Here is a 16,654-nt window from a genome sequence, read left to right on the forward strand (position 1 = left end):
GTCAAGGCAAAAGCGGGGGCGCAATGCAAAAAGTCGAAAAATGGGTGAGTTTTGATTGCTTTGGCACGCTGGTGGACTGGCAGACCGGGTTCCGCCGCCTGCTTCAGGGCATTGCCGGCGAGCGTACCGACGCCCTGGTCCATGCTTATCACGAGGCCGAAATCGCCACCGAAGGCGAAGCGCCCTCGCGCTCCTACAAAGAGGTGCTGCGGCTGACCATCGAGCGTGCCGCCCTGGCCATCGGCCTGGAATTGAAGCCCGGCGATTCCTCGGTGCTGGCGCGGCAATGGGGCAGCCTGCCCTTCTTCGCCGATACCGGCCCTGCCCTGGCCGCCCTGCGCGCCGACGGCTGGCGCCTGGCGGTGCTGACCAATTGCGACGACGACCTCTTCGCCGAAACCCGCGCCGTTTTCCCGGTGCCGCTCGACCTGGTGGTCACGGCACAGCAGGTCGGTAGCTACAAGCCGGCGATGGGGCATTTCGAGCGTTTCGAGCAGATCACCGGCGTCGCCCGCGAACGTTGGGTGCATGCCGGCGTGAGCTGGTGGCACGACATGCGGCCGGCGCATGAACTCGGCATCCGCCGCGTCTGGGTCGACCGTGAAAATTCCGGCCACGATCCGGCACTGGTCACCGCCCATATCCATGACATGGCGAGCCTGCCGCCGACGCTGCGCGGCTTCGGCGTCACTTAAATCCAGTTGTCCAATCCCCAGACATCCACTCCCCAGGAGAAAGCCATGCAACGACAGTCCATGCTTGCCCTGATGTTCTGTGCAACTCTTGCCACAGGCCTCAATTCCGCCGCCCAGGCCCAGATTTCCGGCGATGCGGTGATCATCGGCGTGCTCAACGACCGTTCCAGCGTCTTCGCCGATGTGACCGGCGAAGGCTCGGCCATCGCGGCGCGGCTGGCGGTGGAGGATTACGGCGGCAAGGTACTGGGCAAGCGCATCGAGGTGGTTTCCGCCGACCACCAGAACAAGCCCGATATCGTCGGCAGTGTTGCCGGCCGCTGGATGGATGTGGATGGCGTCGACGCTATCCTCGATGGCGGTTCCTCGGCCGCTGGCCTGCTGATCCAGAAGATGGCGCAGGATCGCGGCAAGATTGCCATTCTCTCCGGCCCCGCCACCTCCGACCTCACCGGCAAGGCCTGCTCGCCCACCGGCTTTCACTGGACCTACGACACCTATGCCCTGGGCAGCGGCACGGCCCGTGCCTTGACCACACAAGGCGCCGATACATGGTTCTTCGTCACCAGTGATTATGCCTTCGGCCACGCGCTGGAGCGCGATGCCACGCGCTTCATCACCGAATCCGGCGGCAAGGTAGTGGGTGGCGTGCGCCATCCACTGAACAATCCCGACTTCTCCTCTTTCCTGCTGCAGGCGCAAAGCTCGAAGGCCAAGATCATCGGCCTGGCCAATTCCGGCGATGATGCGCTGAACGCGGTGAAACAGGCGGCGGAATTCGGCATCGCACAGGGCGGCCAGCGCCTTGGCGGCCTGCTGCTGCTGATCAACCAGATTCATGGCCTGGGCCTCAAGGCGGCGCAGGGCGTGATCGTTTCGGAAGCCTTCTACTGGGATCAGAGCGACCAGACCCGCGCCTTCACCGCGCGTTTCGAGGCGCAGGCGCGCAAGAAGCCAAACATGCTCCAGGCCGGCGTCTACAGCGCCACGATGCATTTCCTGAAAGCGGTGGAGAAAAGCGGCACCGATGACGGCGTGAAGGTGGCCGATGCCATGCGCGCACTGCCGGTGAACGATTTCATGAGCAAGGATGTCGTCGTCCGCGCCGATGGTCGCGTGATGCGCAACATGTATCTGTTCGAGGTGAAATCGCCGGCCGAATCCAAGGCGCCGTGGGATTACTACAAGCAGATCGGCGTCATTCCCGGTGACAAGGCCTTCCGCCCGGCGGCGGAAAGCGAATGCCCGCTGCTGAAGAAATCCTGAACTAACAAAACAGGCCAAATGACAAGATAGGCCGAGTGAAAGGGCTGCCGTTCCGCACGGCAGCCCTTTTTGGTTTCACCGCTTGGCGGCTGCCCGCAAGGTGCGGGCGATGAAGTTGGCGTAGGAATCTTCCGCCACCTGGAACCACGGCGTGGTCAGGGCCTGGAACGCACTGTAGGAAGCCAGAAGCGTCTTGAACTCGGGATTCTTCTCCGCCAGTTCGGCATAGAGCGCCTGCGCTGTGCGGTAGGCGGCATCAATCAGGTCGTTGGGATAGGCGCGCAGCTTGGTGCCACCGGCCAGCAGCCGGCGCAACGCCGCCGGATTCTCGGCATCGTAGCGCGCCGTCATCCAGGTATGCGCTTCCGCCGCCGCCGTCTCCACCACCGCCTGATAGAGCGGCGGCAGGGCAGCCCAGGCTTCCTGGTTGACGAACAGGTGGATCACCGTGCTGCTCTCGTTGAAGCCCGGATAATAATAGAACGGCGCCACTTTCTGGAAACCGAGTTTCTCGTCATCGTAAGGCCCGACCCATTCGGCGGCGTCGATAGTGCCTTTCTCCAGGGCGGTATAGATATCGCCCGCGGCGATCTGCTGCGGCACCAGGCCCAGCCTGGCCATGATCTGGCCGGCAATGCCGCCGACGCGCATTTTCAGGCCGTTGAGATCGGCGGCCGATCTCAGTTCCTTGCGGAACCAGCCGCCCATCTGTGCCCCGGTATTGCCCAGCGGAATGGCGTGGATCTTGTATTGCTTATAGAAGGCATTGAGCAATTCGTTGCCGCCGCCATGGTAGAGCCAGGCATTATGCTGGCGCATGTTCATACCGAAGGGGATGGCGGTGCCGAAGGCAAAAGCCGGATTCTTGCCGATATAGTAGAAACTGCCGGTATGGCCGCATTCCACGGTGTTGGTCGAGACTGCGTCCATCACCTGCAAGGCCGGCACAATCTCGCCGGCGGCGAAGGGACGGATCTCGAAACGGCCCTCGGTGAGCTGTGCCACCCGCTTGGTGAAATACTCGGTGGCGCCGAAAATCGTGTTCAACGACTTCGGAAAACTGGAGGCAAGGCGCCAGCGCAGGCGCGGCATTTCCTGTGCCCACGTGACGCCGGGCAACAGCGCGGCACTGCCCGCCCCGGCACCCAGCAGCGCCAGGGCGGTGCGGCGGTTGGTATTGGTCATGGTGATTTTTCCTCCCGGATTTTTGTGAGGCCACCAGAAACCGGTATATCGCGGAGGCTGTATTGGCCCGGATTGCTTGCAAGGCGGCAATTTTCGCCAATACCCCCACCGGCTGGCCTGCTATTTCCCGGTGCTGGGAGCCCCTCCGGGAAACGGGCCGGGCCATATCGGGAAAGACGCCGGGATGTCATCGATTTACGGCCTGATGCAGGACAGGCCCCTGCTGATCAGCCAGTTCCTCACCTACGCCGAAACCTATCATGGCGGCCGCGAGATCGTGTCGCGCGACGGCGAGGGCAATGAATTCCGCTACGATTACCGCCAAGCGGCCCGCCGCGCCCGCCAGCTCGCCAAGGCGCTGATCCGTTTAGGGATAAAGTCCGGCGACCGCGTTGCCACCCTGGCCGCCAGCCATCACCGTCATTTCGAGATGTTCTACGGCGTTTCCGGCTTCGGCGCCGTGCTGCACACGGTCAATCCCCGCCTGCATGACGATCAGATCGTCTATATCTGCGAGCATGCCGAGGACCGCATCCTGTTCCTCGACCCGGAATTCCTGCCGCTGGTGGCGCGCATCGCGCCACGACTGACATGTATCGAGCATTTCGTGTTGCTGGGCGGCAGCGATGAGATTCCCGCCGATTGCCCGCTGCCGCTGAATGACTACGAGTCAATGCTGGCCTGCTTCGACGATGATTTCGCCTGGCCGGATTTCGACGAACGCACCGCCTCCTCGCTCTGCTACACGTCGGGCACCACCGGCAATCCCAAGGGCGTGCTGTATTCGCACCGCTCGACATCGCTGCATGCCTTCGCCGTCTGCCAGAATGCGGCGATGGGCCTGAGCTGCCTGGACGCGCTGATGCCGATCGCGCCGATGTATCACGCCAATGCCTGGAGCCTGCCCTATCTCGGCCCCATGCTGGGCGCCAAGCTGGTGCTGCCGGGAAGGCGGCTGGACGCGGAATCGCTGCATGGCCTGATCGAACGCGAACAGGTGAGCTTCTGCGCTGCGGTCCCCACCATCTTCATCAGCCTGCTTGATTACCTGGAGCGCAGCGGCAAACGCATCGACAGCCTGCGCAAGGCGACCATCGGCGGCACCGCCGTGCCACCCGACATGATCAAGCTGCTGCGCGACAAATATGGCTGCTTCGTCGCCCAGGTCTGGGGCATGACCGAACTCAGCCCGCTCGGCACCATGACGACGCTGACCCACGCAGTGGCCAGCCTGCCCGAGCCGGATCGGCTGCGTTTCCTGGCCCTGCAGGGCCGCGTGCAATTCGGCCTCGAGATCAAGCTGCTGGACGATGCCGGCCAGCGTGTGGCGCATGACGGCACTACGCCGGGCGCCATGTGGGTGCGCGGCCCCTGGGCGGCAGCAGGCTATTTCAAGAATGAAGGCGGGCCGGTGCTGGATGGCGATGGCTGGATGCCCACCGGCGATGTCGGCACCATCAACCCGGAAGGCTATCTGCGCATCACCGACCGCATGAAGGACATGATCAAGTCCGGCGGCGAATGGATCAGTTCGGTGGATCTCGAGAATGCCGCCTACGCCTTGCCGGAAGTGCGGCTGGCCGCCGCCGTGGCGGTGCATCATCCGCGCTGGGATGAGCGGCCGCTGCTGGTGCTGCAACTGCATCCCGGCGCAAGCCTGGACAAGGAAACCGTGCGGCACCAGTTAGCCGGGCGTTTCGCCAAATGGTGGCTGCCCGACGACGTGGTATTCATCGACGACATGCCGATGACCGCGACCGGGAAGATCCGCAAAGCCGATTTGCGCAGCCGTTTCGCCGACCATCTCAGCCAGGCCGGCCTGATCGAAACCGCCGGCTGACTTGCATCAGGACAAAAACAGATGACCACCCCACAGATCAGCACCCATGAAGTCCTGAACCAGTCCGGCGCCTTCACCGGCGTGAACAGTTTCACCAAGGACCGCATCCTGAGCGCCGCCGTGACGCGCGAGGGCGGTGGCTGGGTGGCCGAGCGCGCGACACGGCTGGGCGCTGCCGTGGCCGATCCAGCCTGGCAGGAGCATGCCCATCTCGCCAACACCCATACGCCCGAACTGCACAGCCATGACCGCTTCGGCCATCGCGTCGACCGCGTGGATTTCCACCCCAGCTATCATGCCCTGATGGGCCTGGCTTTCGGCTCCGGCGTGCATTCGTTGGCCTGGACAGCCCAGCGCAAGGGCGCGCATGTGGCCCGCGCCGCCCTGAGCTATCTCTGGAACCAGCTCGAAAACGGCATCGGCTGCCCCACCGGCATGGCTTATTCCTCGATCCCGAGTCTGGGCCGCGTGGCGCCGATCCGCGAGCATTTTCTGCCCAAGGTGCTGGCCGAGGATTATGACCCGCGCATTCTGCCAGTGGCAGAGAAACGCGCCGCCACCATCGGCATGGCACTGACCGAGAAGCAGGGCGGTTCGGACCTGCGTGCCAACATGACCCGTGCGGTGCCGGTGAATGGCGGCGGCGAGGGTGGCGAATACCGCCTCACCGGCCACAAATGGTTCTGCTCGGCGCCGATGAGCGATGCCTTCCTCACCCTGGCGCAGGCGCCCGGCGGATTGGGCTGTTTCTTCGTACCGCGCTCGCTGCCCGATGGTAGCCGCAACCGCTTCTTCATCCAACGCCTGAAGGAGAAATGCGGCAACCGCTCGAATGCCTCCAGCGAGATCGAATATGCCGATACCTATGCCATCCTGATCGGCGAGGAAGGTCGCGGTATCCGCACCTCGCTGGAAATGGCGCATCTCACGCGGCTGGATTTCGCCATCGGCTCGGCTGGCCTGATGCGCCAGGCGCTGAACCTCACCTTGCACCATACATTCAACCGCCGCGCCTTCCAGCGCACCCTGGCCGACCAGCCGCTGATGCAGGCGGTGCTGGCCGATCTCTGCCTGGAATCCGAGGCCGCCACCTTGCTCGCCTTCCGCGTCGCACGGGCCGTGGATGAATCGCCGGACTCCGAGAATGCCCGCCTGCTGGAACGCATCCTGACCCCGGTGGCGAAATTCTGGAATGCCAAGCGCGCGCCGCCTTTTGTCGCCGAATGCGTCGAATGCCATGGCGGCAATGGTTTCATCGAGGAGCAGCCGATGCCCCGGCTTTACCGCGAGGCGCCACTGAACGGCATCTGGGAAGGCGCTGGCAACCTGATCTGTCTGGACGTGCTGCGGGCGCTGGAACGCGAGCCGGATTGCGCCGAGGCATTGATGGCCGAATTCCTCCTGGTGAAAGGCGCCGACGCCACGCTCGATGCCCATATCGCGGCGCTGGATGCATCGCTGCATGACCGCCAGGATTGGGAACGCCGGGCCCGGCATATCACCATCGCCATTGCTACCGCCATGGAAGCCGCGCTGATGGTGCAATTCTCGCATCCGGCGGCAGCACAGGCGTTTATCGACTCACGCTGCAGCGGCCTTGCCAACCGCGCCTATGGCAGTCTGGCCGCACAGGCGCGGCTGCGCGACATCGTCGAGCGTTCGCGCCTGGATTGACGGGGGAGAAAACATGCCGCGTCTCGATCAGGACAACCGCACGCGCTACTGGCGGCATCGCGGCATCGCCGGCCTCAGCCTGATGCAGGCGGATTTCACCACCCATGAATATGCCCCGCATAGCCATGATGCCCTGGTGGTGGCGATCACCGAGCTGGGCGGATCGGAATTCAAGAGCGGCGGCGTCAGCCAGGAGGCGCTGCCCGGCGAGGTATTGGTGTTCAATCCGCAGGAGCCGCATTCCGGCCATATGGGGCGGAGCAAGCGCTGGCGCTACCGCAGCTTCTACCTCACCGAACCGGCGCTGGCCGCCATTGGCCGCCTTACGGGCTGCGGTGCCCTGCCCTATTTCCGCAGCAACCGCCTGGCCGATCCATCGCTGGTGCGGCTGCTGGCGGCGCTGCATGAGCAGATGGATATTGGCGGCGATGCCGAGCGCGAGGAGGAATTGCTGGTGAGCAGCTTCGGCCAGCTTTACCAGGCGCATGGCGAGGGTGACCGCAAGCCGGACCTGATGTTCCGCGATGAAGGGCTGTTGCGCCGGGCGATGCGGATCATGGACGAACGCCACAGCGACACGGTGCGGCTTGAACATGTGGGCGATGAACTGGGCCTGACGCCGTTCCAACTCATTCACCTGTTCAAGCGTGGCATTGGCCTGACGCCGCATACCTATCTCACCAAGATACGGTTGCATGCGGCAATCAAGGCAATGAAAGACGGCCTGCCGATTGCCGATGCGGCAACCCAGGCCGGCTTCTACGACCAAAGCGCCCTGACACATCATTTCAAGCGCGCCTATGGCCTCACCCCCAGGCAATACGTTCTGGCGGCACGACGCATCCTGCCACGCCGGAGCAATTTCTATCAATAACCTGGCCCCGCAATACGGGTCATTAGGAAGCAACCGATGTCACCAGTTACAAGCCAGCCCGATGATGATGCGCGTATTGTCGCGGTCGAGGTCGGCTTCAACATCAAGCGGCCAAACCTGCGGCCAACAGTATTCGCCAGCGAATACATGGCCGCCACTGCCGACACCGCGCCCAGCGGCTTCACGCTGCTTGATTGCAGCGACGTGCTGCTCTGCGACTATCCTGCCACCACGCCGACCCTGCTGGCACGCTATCTCCGTCTGCGCCCGGGCGGTAGCGTGACAGAATCCAGCCGGTCCAGCGGCGACATTTTCTATGTATTGCGTGGTCAAGGGGAAAGCAGCCTGGGCGAGAGCAGCCAAGGTACTGATCGTATTGCCTGGAATGCCGGAGACATCTTCTGCCTGCCGGGCGGCACCGCTACCCACCAGGCGATGCCGGGCAGCGATTGCCTGCTCTACACCGTCGGCAATCAACCGATGCTGGCTTTTCTTGGCGCCGATGCGGCAACCGGTGCGATGCCGGTGGTGCGCTACCGTGCCGCGATGCTGAATGCCGAGATCGAACGTCTGCGCCGTCGCCAGTTGGAGGCCGATACCGCCGGGCGGGCGGTATTCCTCACCAGCCTGGCGATGCAGAATCACCAGACCTGCCTGCCGGGCCTAACCCTGACCCTCAACCTGGTGCTGCCCGGCGAACGCCAACGGCCGCATCGCCACAATGCCGCCGCTCTGGTGCTGGGCATGCAAGGCGGCGACGTACATTCCACCATCGACGGCCAGCGTTTCCCCTGGCACGAGGGCCAGGTGCTGCTGACGCCGCCCGGCGCGGTGCATGATCATGATAATCCCGGCAGCCAGCCGGGCCTGGCCCTGATCGTGCAGGATGGCGGCTTGCATTATTACATGCGAACCATGGGTTTCGCTTTCGCCTGAAGCAGTAAACTCAGGCGAGGCTGCCGCGATAAAAAAAGAAGCGCGGCCCGCATGAGCCGCGCTTCCCATAAAACCGTCTTGATAATCAGCGGATCGGATAGGCGTATTGCAGGCCGCCCTGATTCCACAACGCGTTATAGCCACGGTCGAGCTTCAGCGGCGAGGACTTGCCGACATTGCGCTCGAACATCTCGCCGTAATTGCCGAGCTGCTTGATCACGTTGTAGGCCCAGCTTTCCGGGATGCCGACCGCCTCGCCCATGCCCGGCGTCTTGCCGGTAAGGCGCTGAATGGTTGGATCGGTGCTATCCTTGAAGCTGTCGATATTCTTGCTGGTGACGCCACTTTCCTCGGCCTGGATCAGCGCATGGATCACCCAGCGCACGGTCTGGGCCCACTGGTTGTCGCCGATCCGCACGGTGAAGGCCAGCGGCTCCTTGGAGATCAGTTCCGGCAGGATGATGTATTCGTCGTCACCCTTGGCGAAGCGGGCACGGGTGGAGCCGAGCTTCGCCGCCACCGTGGTATAGGCATCGCAACGGCCGGCGAAGAAGGCATTCTCCACTTCGTCCAGCTTCTCGATCACCACCGGCTTGAAGGTCATCTTGTTGGCGCGGAAATAATCGGTGACATTCAGTTCCAGCGTGGTGCCCGGCTGCACGCAGATGGTGGCGCCGTTCAGTTCCTTGGCGCTCTTCACGCCCAGCTTCTTCGGCACCATGAAGCCCTGGCCGTCATAGAAGGTGATGGCGGAGAAGAAGATGCCGAGCGTGGCATCGCGGCTCATGGTCCAGGTGACATTCGGCGCCAGCACATCGACTTCGCCGGACTGCAACGCCGGGAAGCGCTGCGCCGCAGTGAGCGACACGAAGCGCACCTTGTCGGCATCGCCAAACACCGCCGCCGCCAGGCTGCGGCAGAAATCCACATCAAGGCCGGCCCACTTGCCCTGGCTGTCCAGCATCACGAAGCCCGGCGTGCCTGGGCTGGCGCCGCATTGTACGTAGCCACGCTGCTTGATCGCATCCAGGGTGGCGCCGGCTTTGGCCGGCTGAGCGGCGAAAGTGGCGGCGAACAGGCCGGCAGCCAGCGTGAGAAGGCGGAAAGGTGTCACCGTTAGTCACTCCTGTTGATTGATTATGCCAATATGATGATACTTATAATTTCTGCCGTCTAGTATAATTTTCGACATTATTGGCTTTTGCTGAATTTCCATTCGAATGTCGTTGACACGCCTGATAATTGAGCCGATACAGAATCCATATCGCGCGATATCTGCCATCGGAGCCTCTTGTGCAAGTTTTACGAATGATTGACCCGGGTCGTGAGGCTGCCGAGCTGGAGCCCAAGACTCTGGTCGAGGCGATCTACAAGCAGATTCGCCAGGATGTGCTCAGCGGCAAGCTAAAGCCCGGCAGCAAGCTGCGCTTCACCGACCTGAAAGCCAATTACGACGCTGGCACCAGCACGCTCCGCGAGGCGCTCTCACGCCTCACCGCCGACCGGCTGGTGACCGCCGAAGGCCAGCGCGGCTTCCGCGTTGCGCCGATCTCGCTCACCGAATTGTGGGACATCACCAAGCTGCGCTCGGAAATCGAATCCGCAGCCCTGGCCGATGCCATCGATGCCGGCAACGATGCCTGGGAGGCCAATATCCTGGCCTGCCTGCACCGCTTGTCGAAATACGAGGAACGCGACGCCACCACGCCGGCCCTGCTGGGCGAGGAAGGCGCGCTGCTGCATAAGCTGTTCCACATGTCGCTGCTCAGCGCCTGCCCTTCGGTGTGGCGCCTGCGCGTGGTCGACCTGCTTTACGATCAGTCGGAGCGTTATCGCCGGCTGCAGACCTCCTACCTGCCCGATTACCGCAATTCACCGCAGGAACACCGCGAACTGATGGAGGCCACCATCGGCCGCCATAAGCAGCGTGCCGTGGCCCTGCTCACCCTGCATCTGGAGAAAACAGCGCAGAGCCTCTCCACGGTGGAGGAATTGTGGGGCAGCGAAGCGCGGCGCTAGCTCAATCGTAGATTTCCGGATTGGCGAAATTGTGCGGCCGTTCGCCGCGCAACATGCGCAGCATCTCGGCCACCGCGCCCTGGCTCATCTGGCGCAGGCTGTCGCTGGTCAGGCCGGCGATATGCGGTGTCAGCAGCAGATTCGGCAGGCCGAAGAACGGATGATCCGGCGCCAGCGGCTGCATGGTGAACACATCCAGCGCCGCGCCGCCCAGTTGCCCGCTGCGCAGGGCATCGGCCAGCGCCGCCTCATCCACCACCGCGCCGCGCGCCACATTCACCAGCACCGCGCCCGGCCGCATCTGGCGCAGCAAGGCCGCATCCACCATGCCGCGCGTCTGCTCATTCAGCGGACAGCACAGCACGATCCGGTCGGCCTCACGGAACAGTTCGGGCAGTTCGGCTGGCAGCACGCCTTCCGGCAGCAGGCCGGGCCGTGGCGTATGAACCATAACCCGCAGGCCGAAACCGGCACCGATAGCGGCAACACGGCGGCCGATATTGCCGAAACCGACGATGCCGAGCGTACGGCCCGAAAGCTCACCCGCACCATCGGCAAGCTGCCGCGCCGCTCCCCAGCCATCGCGGCGCAAGACGGCATCGATACCGCCCAGCCGACGGTTCAACTGCATCAATGCGGCAAAGCAGTATTCCGCCACGGCGGCGGCATTGGCGCCGGGTACAAAGGCCACCGGAATCCGCCGCGCCGTCGCTGCCGCCATCGGGATCATGTCGAGGCCGGCGCCATGGCGCGCGATGGCCCGCAGACTTGGCGCATGATCGATAATATCCGGCGGCAAGGCGACCCGCACGATCAACCCCTCCGCCTCGCGCACCAGGCGGTTGAGCGTGGCCGGTGAGGCATCGGGGGCCACCAGCAAGCGGGCATGGCCCTGCAGCATCGCCTCACCACTGGGATCGAGCGGGTTGGTCGCCAGCACCAGCGGCAGTTCAGCCATGCCTATTCGACCGCGTAGCGTTTCACGGTGGCTTCGTTCAGCGTCACGCCGAGGCCCGGCCCTTCCGGCACCGCGATCTTGCCCTTCTCCGCCATCAGCGGCGGATCGGTAAGCTCGAAGCGGATCGGATCGAAGGCAACCGGGTATTCGCAAAGCTGGTAGTTATCGATGCTGGCCAGCACCTGTACCTGGGCGGCGAAACGGATCGCCGGGCCGAAGAAATGCGGGATGCAGGGAATGTCCCAGGCGCTGGCGAGATGCGCGATCTTCACCACTTCGGAAATGCCTTGGCGCAGATCGGGCTGCAGAATATCGGCGGCGCCGGCCAGCAGGATGTCGCGGGCATCGTAGCGGTTGAAGATTTCATGCTCGCCCATCGCCACCGGCGTATCGAGATTTGCCGCGAGATGGGCATAGCCGGTAAGGTCATAGGGCGGCAGTGGCTCTTCCAGCCAATGCAGCTCATGCTTCTCCAGCCGCTTGCCATACTGCACGGCATGGGCGCGGTTCCAGCCGGAATTGGCATCAGCCATCAGCTTGGTACGGTCGGTCGGCTTCAGCACGCCGCGCGCTTCCGACACGATGGCATCATCCTGCTCGGGCTGGAAACCGATGCGGATCTTCACGCCGCTGAAACCTTCCTCGGCCCGCTTGCCGACTTCCTCGGCGATCTTGCCCAGCGGCAGCTGGCCAAGGCTGGCATAGAGGTTGATCTCGCTGCGCCGGCTGCCAAGCAGACGGTGAATCGGCTGGTTCGTCACCTTGCCGAGAATGTCCCACAAAGCGGTGTCGATGGCGCCGAGTACATAGGATTCCAGGCTGCGGTAGCGGCCAAGCTTGTCCAGAACGTAGAACATGTCCTTGTTGCGCGCGCCGATATCCAGCGGATCCTTGCCCACCAGCAGCGGCTTGAAGGTATCACGGATCAGCTGCACGCAGGCCATGTCGCCTGCCGGCGGGCCATCCACATCGGCCAGGCCGACAACACCCTGATCGGTATAGACCCGCACCAGGATAATGCGCCGCTCGGTCAGTTCCATATGAGCGAAATGGATCGGTCGGTCGTAGCGGCTGGCCAGCACGGTGGCCGTGACATCGGTAATCTTCATTGCTGTTTCCTCGTTACTGCCCGATCAGCCCAGGGCTTCAGCCAAGGGCCTGGGCCGCGGCCAGCAGTTCTTCGTAATTGCCCACGGTCTCTTGCGGAATCCGCACCTGCTTGGCGATCTGATCGAAATCCTTGAAGCCCGAGCCGGTGACAACACAGACCACGCGCTCATCCGGCGAAGCTTCGCCGGCGGCGATCATGCGCTTGATGCCGGCAATCGCCACGGCGCCGCTCGGCTCGATGAAGATGCCTTCCATGGCCAGCAGGCGCATCGCTTCCAGCGTCTCCTCGTCGGTAACGCCCACGGCCGCACCGCCGGATTCGCGCATCGCCACCATGGCCCGGTTGCCGAGCAGGCCGGGATCGGCACCGGCCAGCGCGCTGGCAATCGTCGGCCCCTTCTCGATCGGCGCCACGGTATTGGCACCGGAACGCATGGCACGCACGATGGGATCGCAATTCGCCGCCTGCACGCCCACCATCTTCGGCAGGCCCTTCAGCCAGCCGATGCGCTGCAATTCATTGAAGCCCTTCCAGGCCTTCACGATCGACATGCCGCCATTGGCCGGATGCACAACACGGTCCGGCGCCTGCCAATTGAAATGCTGGGCGATCTCGTAGGCGTAGGATTTCTTGCCTTCGTAACGGAAGGGATTGTCCGTGCCGCAATCATACCATTTCACCGCACCGCTATGGATCAGCTTGCGGTACATGGCGTTGATCTGCGAGTAATGCCCGCGCACGCGGATCAGCTTGGCGCCGAAATAAAGCGCCTGCGTCACCTTCGGGATTGGGGTGTCATCCGGGCAGAAGACCACGCTTTCAAGGCCGGCGCGGGCCGCATAGGCAGCCACCGATGACGCCTTGTTGCCGGTGGAATCGCAGGACAGTATCTTGTAGCCGAATTCCACGGCCTTGGTCGCCGATACGGTGATCGAGCGGTCTTTCAGCGATCCAGTGGGATTGCTGGCATCGGACTTCACCCATAGTTCGCGCACGCCAACCGCCTTGGCAATACGGTCGCAGCGCAGCATCGGCCCATCGCCTTCGCCCAGCGACACGATTGCATTGTCATCCAGCACCGGCATGAATTCGCGCCAGCGCCACACGCCAGGGGAGCGCGCGGCCACGGTTTCGGGGCGCAGATCGCGGGCGATGGCGGCATAATCGTATTGCGCGTCGAGCAGATTATGGCAGGCCGGGCAAAGCAGTAGATCCTGGTTCGGCTGATACTCGGCGCCACAGCCGAAGCAGGTAAAGCCGGTGAAGTACATTCAAGTCACCTTTGGTTGACGAGACGAATCGAGGCGCTGGCGGAGCAGCAGCAGGGGCAGCAGCAAGGCCAGCGTTGCCAGGATAACGAGGGTGGAAATCGCCGGCAGGATCGGCGTGATCTCATACTGGATCGCATCCCATACCTTCACCGGCAGGGTCTTGCTGCGCACGCCACTGATGAACAAGGTCACCACCACCTCGTCGAACGAGATGTTGAAGGCGAACAAGGCACTGCCGATCAGCGACAGGCGGATCTGCGGCAGGATGATGCGGAAGAAGGTGGTGACCGGCCCAGCGCCCAGGCTGCGCGAGGCTTCCACCAGGCTGCGGTCGAGACCACGCAGGGCACTGCCGACGAACACCACCACGAACGGCGTCGCCAGCACGCTATGGGCCAGCACCAGGCCGAGTACGCTGCCGACCAGGCCGAATTTCAGGAATACGCTGTAGGCCGCCACGGCAAAGACGATAGTGGGGACAATACGCGGCAGGATCAGCACGGCCTCGATCAGCATGCGCCAGCGTGGCGCAAGGCGCGACAGGCCAAGGGCGGCGGCGGTGCCGATGACAGTGGCCAATACCGTGGTGCCGAGCGCCACCTGCACCGAGATCCACAAAGCCGTCATCCATTCGGCGCTGGAAAAGAAGCGGGTATACTGGCTCCAGGTCGGCTTGTCCGGAATCAGCATCAGCGGCCCGGCCGAGCCGAAAGACATCGGGATCACCGCCAGTACCGGTGCCGCCAGGAAGAACAGCACCAGTGCGCCGGGCGCAGCGACCGAGATACGGCGCAGCTTCTCCATTGCCTGCCTGCGTTTCATGGCAGGACTCTTCATGGCATGTTGGCGCGGGTGCCGCGCCCCTCCACCAGCCGCACATGGAAATAGTAGATCACCAGCGTGCCCCAGAGCAGCACATTGGCGAGCGCGAAGGCGAACGGCCAGTTCAGCACCTCGCGCACATTGAAGTCGATGAGATTGGAAATCATCATCTGCTTCGGACCACCGACCAAAGCCGGTGTGATGAAGAAGCCGAGCGCAACGATAAAGACCAGCAGGCCGCCGGCGGCAACGCCCGGCATGCTGAGCGGCAAGGTGATACGGAAAAAGCTGCGCAGCCGGTTGGCCCCTAAGCTGGCCGAGGCATTATGCAGTTCCGGCGGTATGGCCAGCAGCGAGGACAGAATCGGGAAGATCGTGTAGGGCAGCAGCATGTTGGTCATCGTCACCAGCATGCCGAATTCATTATACATCAGTGCCAGCGGCGCATCGATCACGCCCCATTCCAGCAAGTAGCGGTTGATCAGGCCGGAACGCTGCAGCAGGGCCATCCAGATATAGTTGCGGATCAGCATGCTGAGAAAGAACGGGATCACCACGCAGAGCATGAGATATTGCCGCGCGCGCGGACCGCATTGCGCCAGGAACAAAGCCGCGGCATAGCCGAGCAGCACGCAGAGCCCGGTGGTACAGAAGGCGACATAGAGTGTGCGCCAGAAAACCTGCAGATAGACCGGTGTGTTCCAGATGCGGGCGTAATGCGTCGGGGTGAAATTGGGCGTGAATAGACTGCCCCAGATCACCTGGGCCAATGGCACCAGGAACAGCAGCAGGATGAACAGCAAAGGCGGCCCGAGCAGGATCAGACGATCCAGCTTCGCCGCACCAAGTCGCCGGGTGAAAGCCGTGTTCATGGCCGGGCCGCATTCATGGCTGACCCTCACTCATGGCTGAATGGGCAGGCAATGCTCGGTGCGCCAGCCAATCACCGTGCTGTCGCCCACCTGCCAGGGCTGGCCGGCAGAAGCCAGCGCCTTGATGCTGAATTGCGCGCCGGTTTCCGTCTCCACCCGATATTTCAGCAGATCGCCGACATAGAGTGCCTCGCGTACACTGGCGCGGTAATGATTCGGCAACGCCTCGGCACCGGCACCGATCTGGATATTCTCCGGTCGCACCACCAGCCAGGATGCCGCGGCAGCATCGGCTGCTGCGGGTGCCGCCAGGGTCTCCAGGCCATTGCCCGCCCGACAGCGCAGGACACCTGCCTCGGTCACCGCCGAAGCGATATCGATCAGATTGGATTCACCCAGGAAGTCCGCCACGAAGCGGTTCACCGGCTTCTGGTAGACTTCCAGCGGCGGCCCGAGTTGCTGCAACACACCGCCATCCAACACGGCGATGAGATCGGACATCACCAATGCCTCTACCTGGTCATGCGTGACCGACACGGTGGTGATGCCGAGCTGGCGCTGCAACTGGCGGATTTCCACCTGCATCAACTCACGTAGCCGCTTGTCCAGCGCGCCCATGGGTTCATCCATCAGCAGCAGGCGGGGCTCGAACACAATGGCGCGGGCCAGCGCCACGCGCTGCTGCTGGCCACCGGAAAGTTCGCGCGGCAATCGGCCCTCGAAGCCGCCAAGCCGCACCATGGCCAGCGCCTTTTCCACCCGGCTGGCGATTTCCGCCTTGCGCAGCCCACGCATCTCCAGCGGATAAGCCAGGTTACGGAATACGCTGAGATGCGGGAACAGGGCATATTGCTGAAACACCACGCCGATATCGCGCTTATGCACCGGGCGGTCGACAATGCTTTCGCCGGCAACCCGCACATCGCCCGCCGTCGGTTCCTCGAAACCGGCGATCATGCGCATGGTGGTGGTCTTGCCCGAGCCGCTGGGGCCGAGCAGGGTCAGCAATTCGCCGCCCTTGAGCGAGAAGGACACATCGCGGACGACAACCTGTTTGTCGAACACCTTCATCAAATGCTCGACATCGAGCGTGGCAGCCTGCCCCTGCATCGCCTACGGATCTCCTAACTA

At 63.3% G+C, this 16,654-nt stretch carries 15 protein-coding genes; 7 read left to right on the top strand and 8 right to left on the bottom strand.

All coding sequences use genetic code 11. The annotated features are described in order from the left end of the window. Window positions 1–23: 23 nt before the first annotated feature. Both V6B08_RS01450 and V6B08_RS01455 read left to right on the top strand, forming a co-directional pair. Window positions 24–695 carry an HAD family hydrolase gene (locus tag V6B08_RS01450; RefSeq protein ID WP_341977372.1) on the top strand — a complete coding sequence of 224 codons (672 nt, stop codon included), beginning with the start codon at window positions 24–26 and terminating at the stop codon, window positions 693–695. A gap of 45 nt (window positions 696–740) precedes the next feature. Beyond that, entirely contained in the window at window positions 741–1,961 is a 1,221-nt protein-coding gene (locus V6B08_RS01455; RefSeq protein WP_341977374.1) for an ABC transporter substrate-binding protein, read from the top strand. Window positions 1,962–2,036: 75 nt separating this feature from the next. Here V6B08_RS01455 and V6B08_RS01460 read toward each other — a convergent pair whose 3' ends face one another. Then, entirely contained in the window at window positions 2,037–3,146 is a 1,110-nt protein-coding gene (locus V6B08_RS01460; RefSeq protein WP_341977377.1) for a TRAP transporter substrate-binding protein, read from the bottom strand. Window positions 3,147–3,330: 184 nt separating this feature from the next. Here V6B08_RS01460 and V6B08_RS01465 point away from each other — a divergent pair, with 184 nt between their 5' ends. The 4 genes from V6B08_RS01465 to V6B08_RS01480 are packed head-to-tail and all read left to right on the top strand — an operon-like array spanning window position 3,331 to window position 8,470. Then, window positions 3,331–4,986, top strand: coding sequence for a long-chain fatty acid--CoA ligase (locus V6B08_RS01465; protein WP_341977379.1), 1,656 nt, complete (start codon window positions 3,331–3,333; stop codon window positions 4,984–4,986). A gap of 21 nt (window positions 4,987–5,007) precedes the next feature. Beyond that, window positions 5,008–6,660: an acyl-CoA dehydrogenase family protein gene (locus V6B08_RS01470; protein ID WP_341977381.1), complete on the top strand. Its 1,653-nt coding sequence runs from the start codon at window positions 5,008–5,010 to the stop codon at window positions 6,658–6,660. Window positions 6,661–6,673: 13 nt separating this feature from the next. Next, on the top strand, window positions 6,674–7,534 hold the full coding sequence (locus V6B08_RS01475) for a helix-turn-helix domain-containing protein (protein ID WP_341977383.1): 861 nt from the start codon (window positions 6,674–6,676) through the stop codon (window positions 7,532–7,534). 36 nt (window positions 7,535–7,570) lie between these two features. Next, on the top strand, window positions 7,571–8,470 hold the full coding sequence (locus tag V6B08_RS01480) for a cupin domain-containing protein (protein ID WP_341977385.1): 900 nt from the start codon (window positions 7,571–7,573) through the stop codon (window positions 8,468–8,470). Between the two features lie 85 nt (window positions 8,471–8,555). Here V6B08_RS01480 and V6B08_RS01485 read toward each other — a convergent pair whose 3' ends face one another. Further along, complete coding sequence (locus V6B08_RS01485; protein ID WP_341977387.1) at window positions 8,556–9,584, bottom strand: amino acid ABC transporter substrate-binding protein; 1,029 nt, start codon at window positions 9,582–9,584, stop codon at window positions 8,556–8,558. A gap of 194 nt (window positions 9,585–9,778) precedes the next feature. Between V6B08_RS01485 and V6B08_RS01490 the strand changes: the two genes are divergently transcribed. Then, the gene (locus tag V6B08_RS01490; protein WP_341977389.1) at window positions 9,779–10,489 is read left to right on the top strand and encodes a GntR family transcriptional regulator; all 711 of its coding nucleotides are present in this window, start codon (window positions 9,779–9,781) and stop codon (window positions 10,487–10,489) included. A gap of 1 nt (window position 10,490) precedes the next feature. Here the strand turns inward: V6B08_RS01490 and V6B08_RS01495 are convergent, their stop codons facing one another. From V6B08_RS01495 to V6B08_RS01520, 6 genes are read right to left on the bottom strand one after another with little or no spacing between them, the layout of a single operon-like run. Continuing rightward, the gene (locus V6B08_RS01495) at window positions 10,491–11,447 is read right to left on the bottom strand and encodes a hydroxyacid dehydrogenase (RefSeq protein WP_341977391.1); all 957 of its coding nucleotides are present in this window, start codon (window positions 11,445–11,447) and stop codon (window positions 10,491–10,493) included. A 2-nt stretch (window positions 11,448–11,449) separates the two neighbouring features. Then, window positions 11,450–12,556, bottom strand: coding sequence for a mandelate racemase/muconate lactonizing enzyme family protein (locus V6B08_RS01500; RefSeq protein WP_341977393.1), 1,107 nt, complete (start codon window positions 12,554–12,556; stop codon window positions 11,450–11,452). Between the two features lie 37 nt (window positions 12,557–12,593). Continuing rightward, complete coding sequence (locus V6B08_RS01505) at window positions 12,594–13,829, bottom strand: threonine synthase (protein WP_341977395.1); 1,236 nt, start codon at window positions 13,827–13,829, stop codon at window positions 12,594–12,596. After that, the gene (locus V6B08_RS01510; RefSeq protein ID WP_341977397.1) at window positions 13,830–14,651 is read right to left on the bottom strand and encodes an ABC transporter permease; all 822 of its coding nucleotides are present in this window, start codon (window positions 14,649–14,651) and stop codon (window positions 13,830–13,832) included. A gap of 11 nt (window positions 14,652–14,662) precedes the next feature. Then, window positions 14,663–15,523: an ABC transporter permease gene (locus tag V6B08_RS01515; RefSeq protein ID WP_341977399.1), complete on the bottom strand. Its 861-nt coding sequence runs from the start codon at window positions 15,521–15,523 to the stop codon at window positions 14,663–14,665. 30 nt (window positions 15,524–15,553) lie between these two features. Further along, window positions 15,554–16,633: an ABC transporter ATP-binding protein gene (locus tag V6B08_RS01520; RefSeq protein ID WP_341977402.1), complete on the bottom strand. Its 1,080-nt coding sequence runs from the start codon at window positions 16,631–16,633 to the stop codon at window positions 15,554–15,556. Window positions 16,634–16,654 lie beyond the last annotated feature (21 nt).

This window comes from Ferrovibrio sp. MS7, from assembly GCF_038404985.1.
Lineage (GTDB): Bacteria > Pseudomonadota > Alphaproteobacteria > Ferrovibrionales > Ferrovibrionaceae > Ferrovibrio > Ferrovibrio plantarum.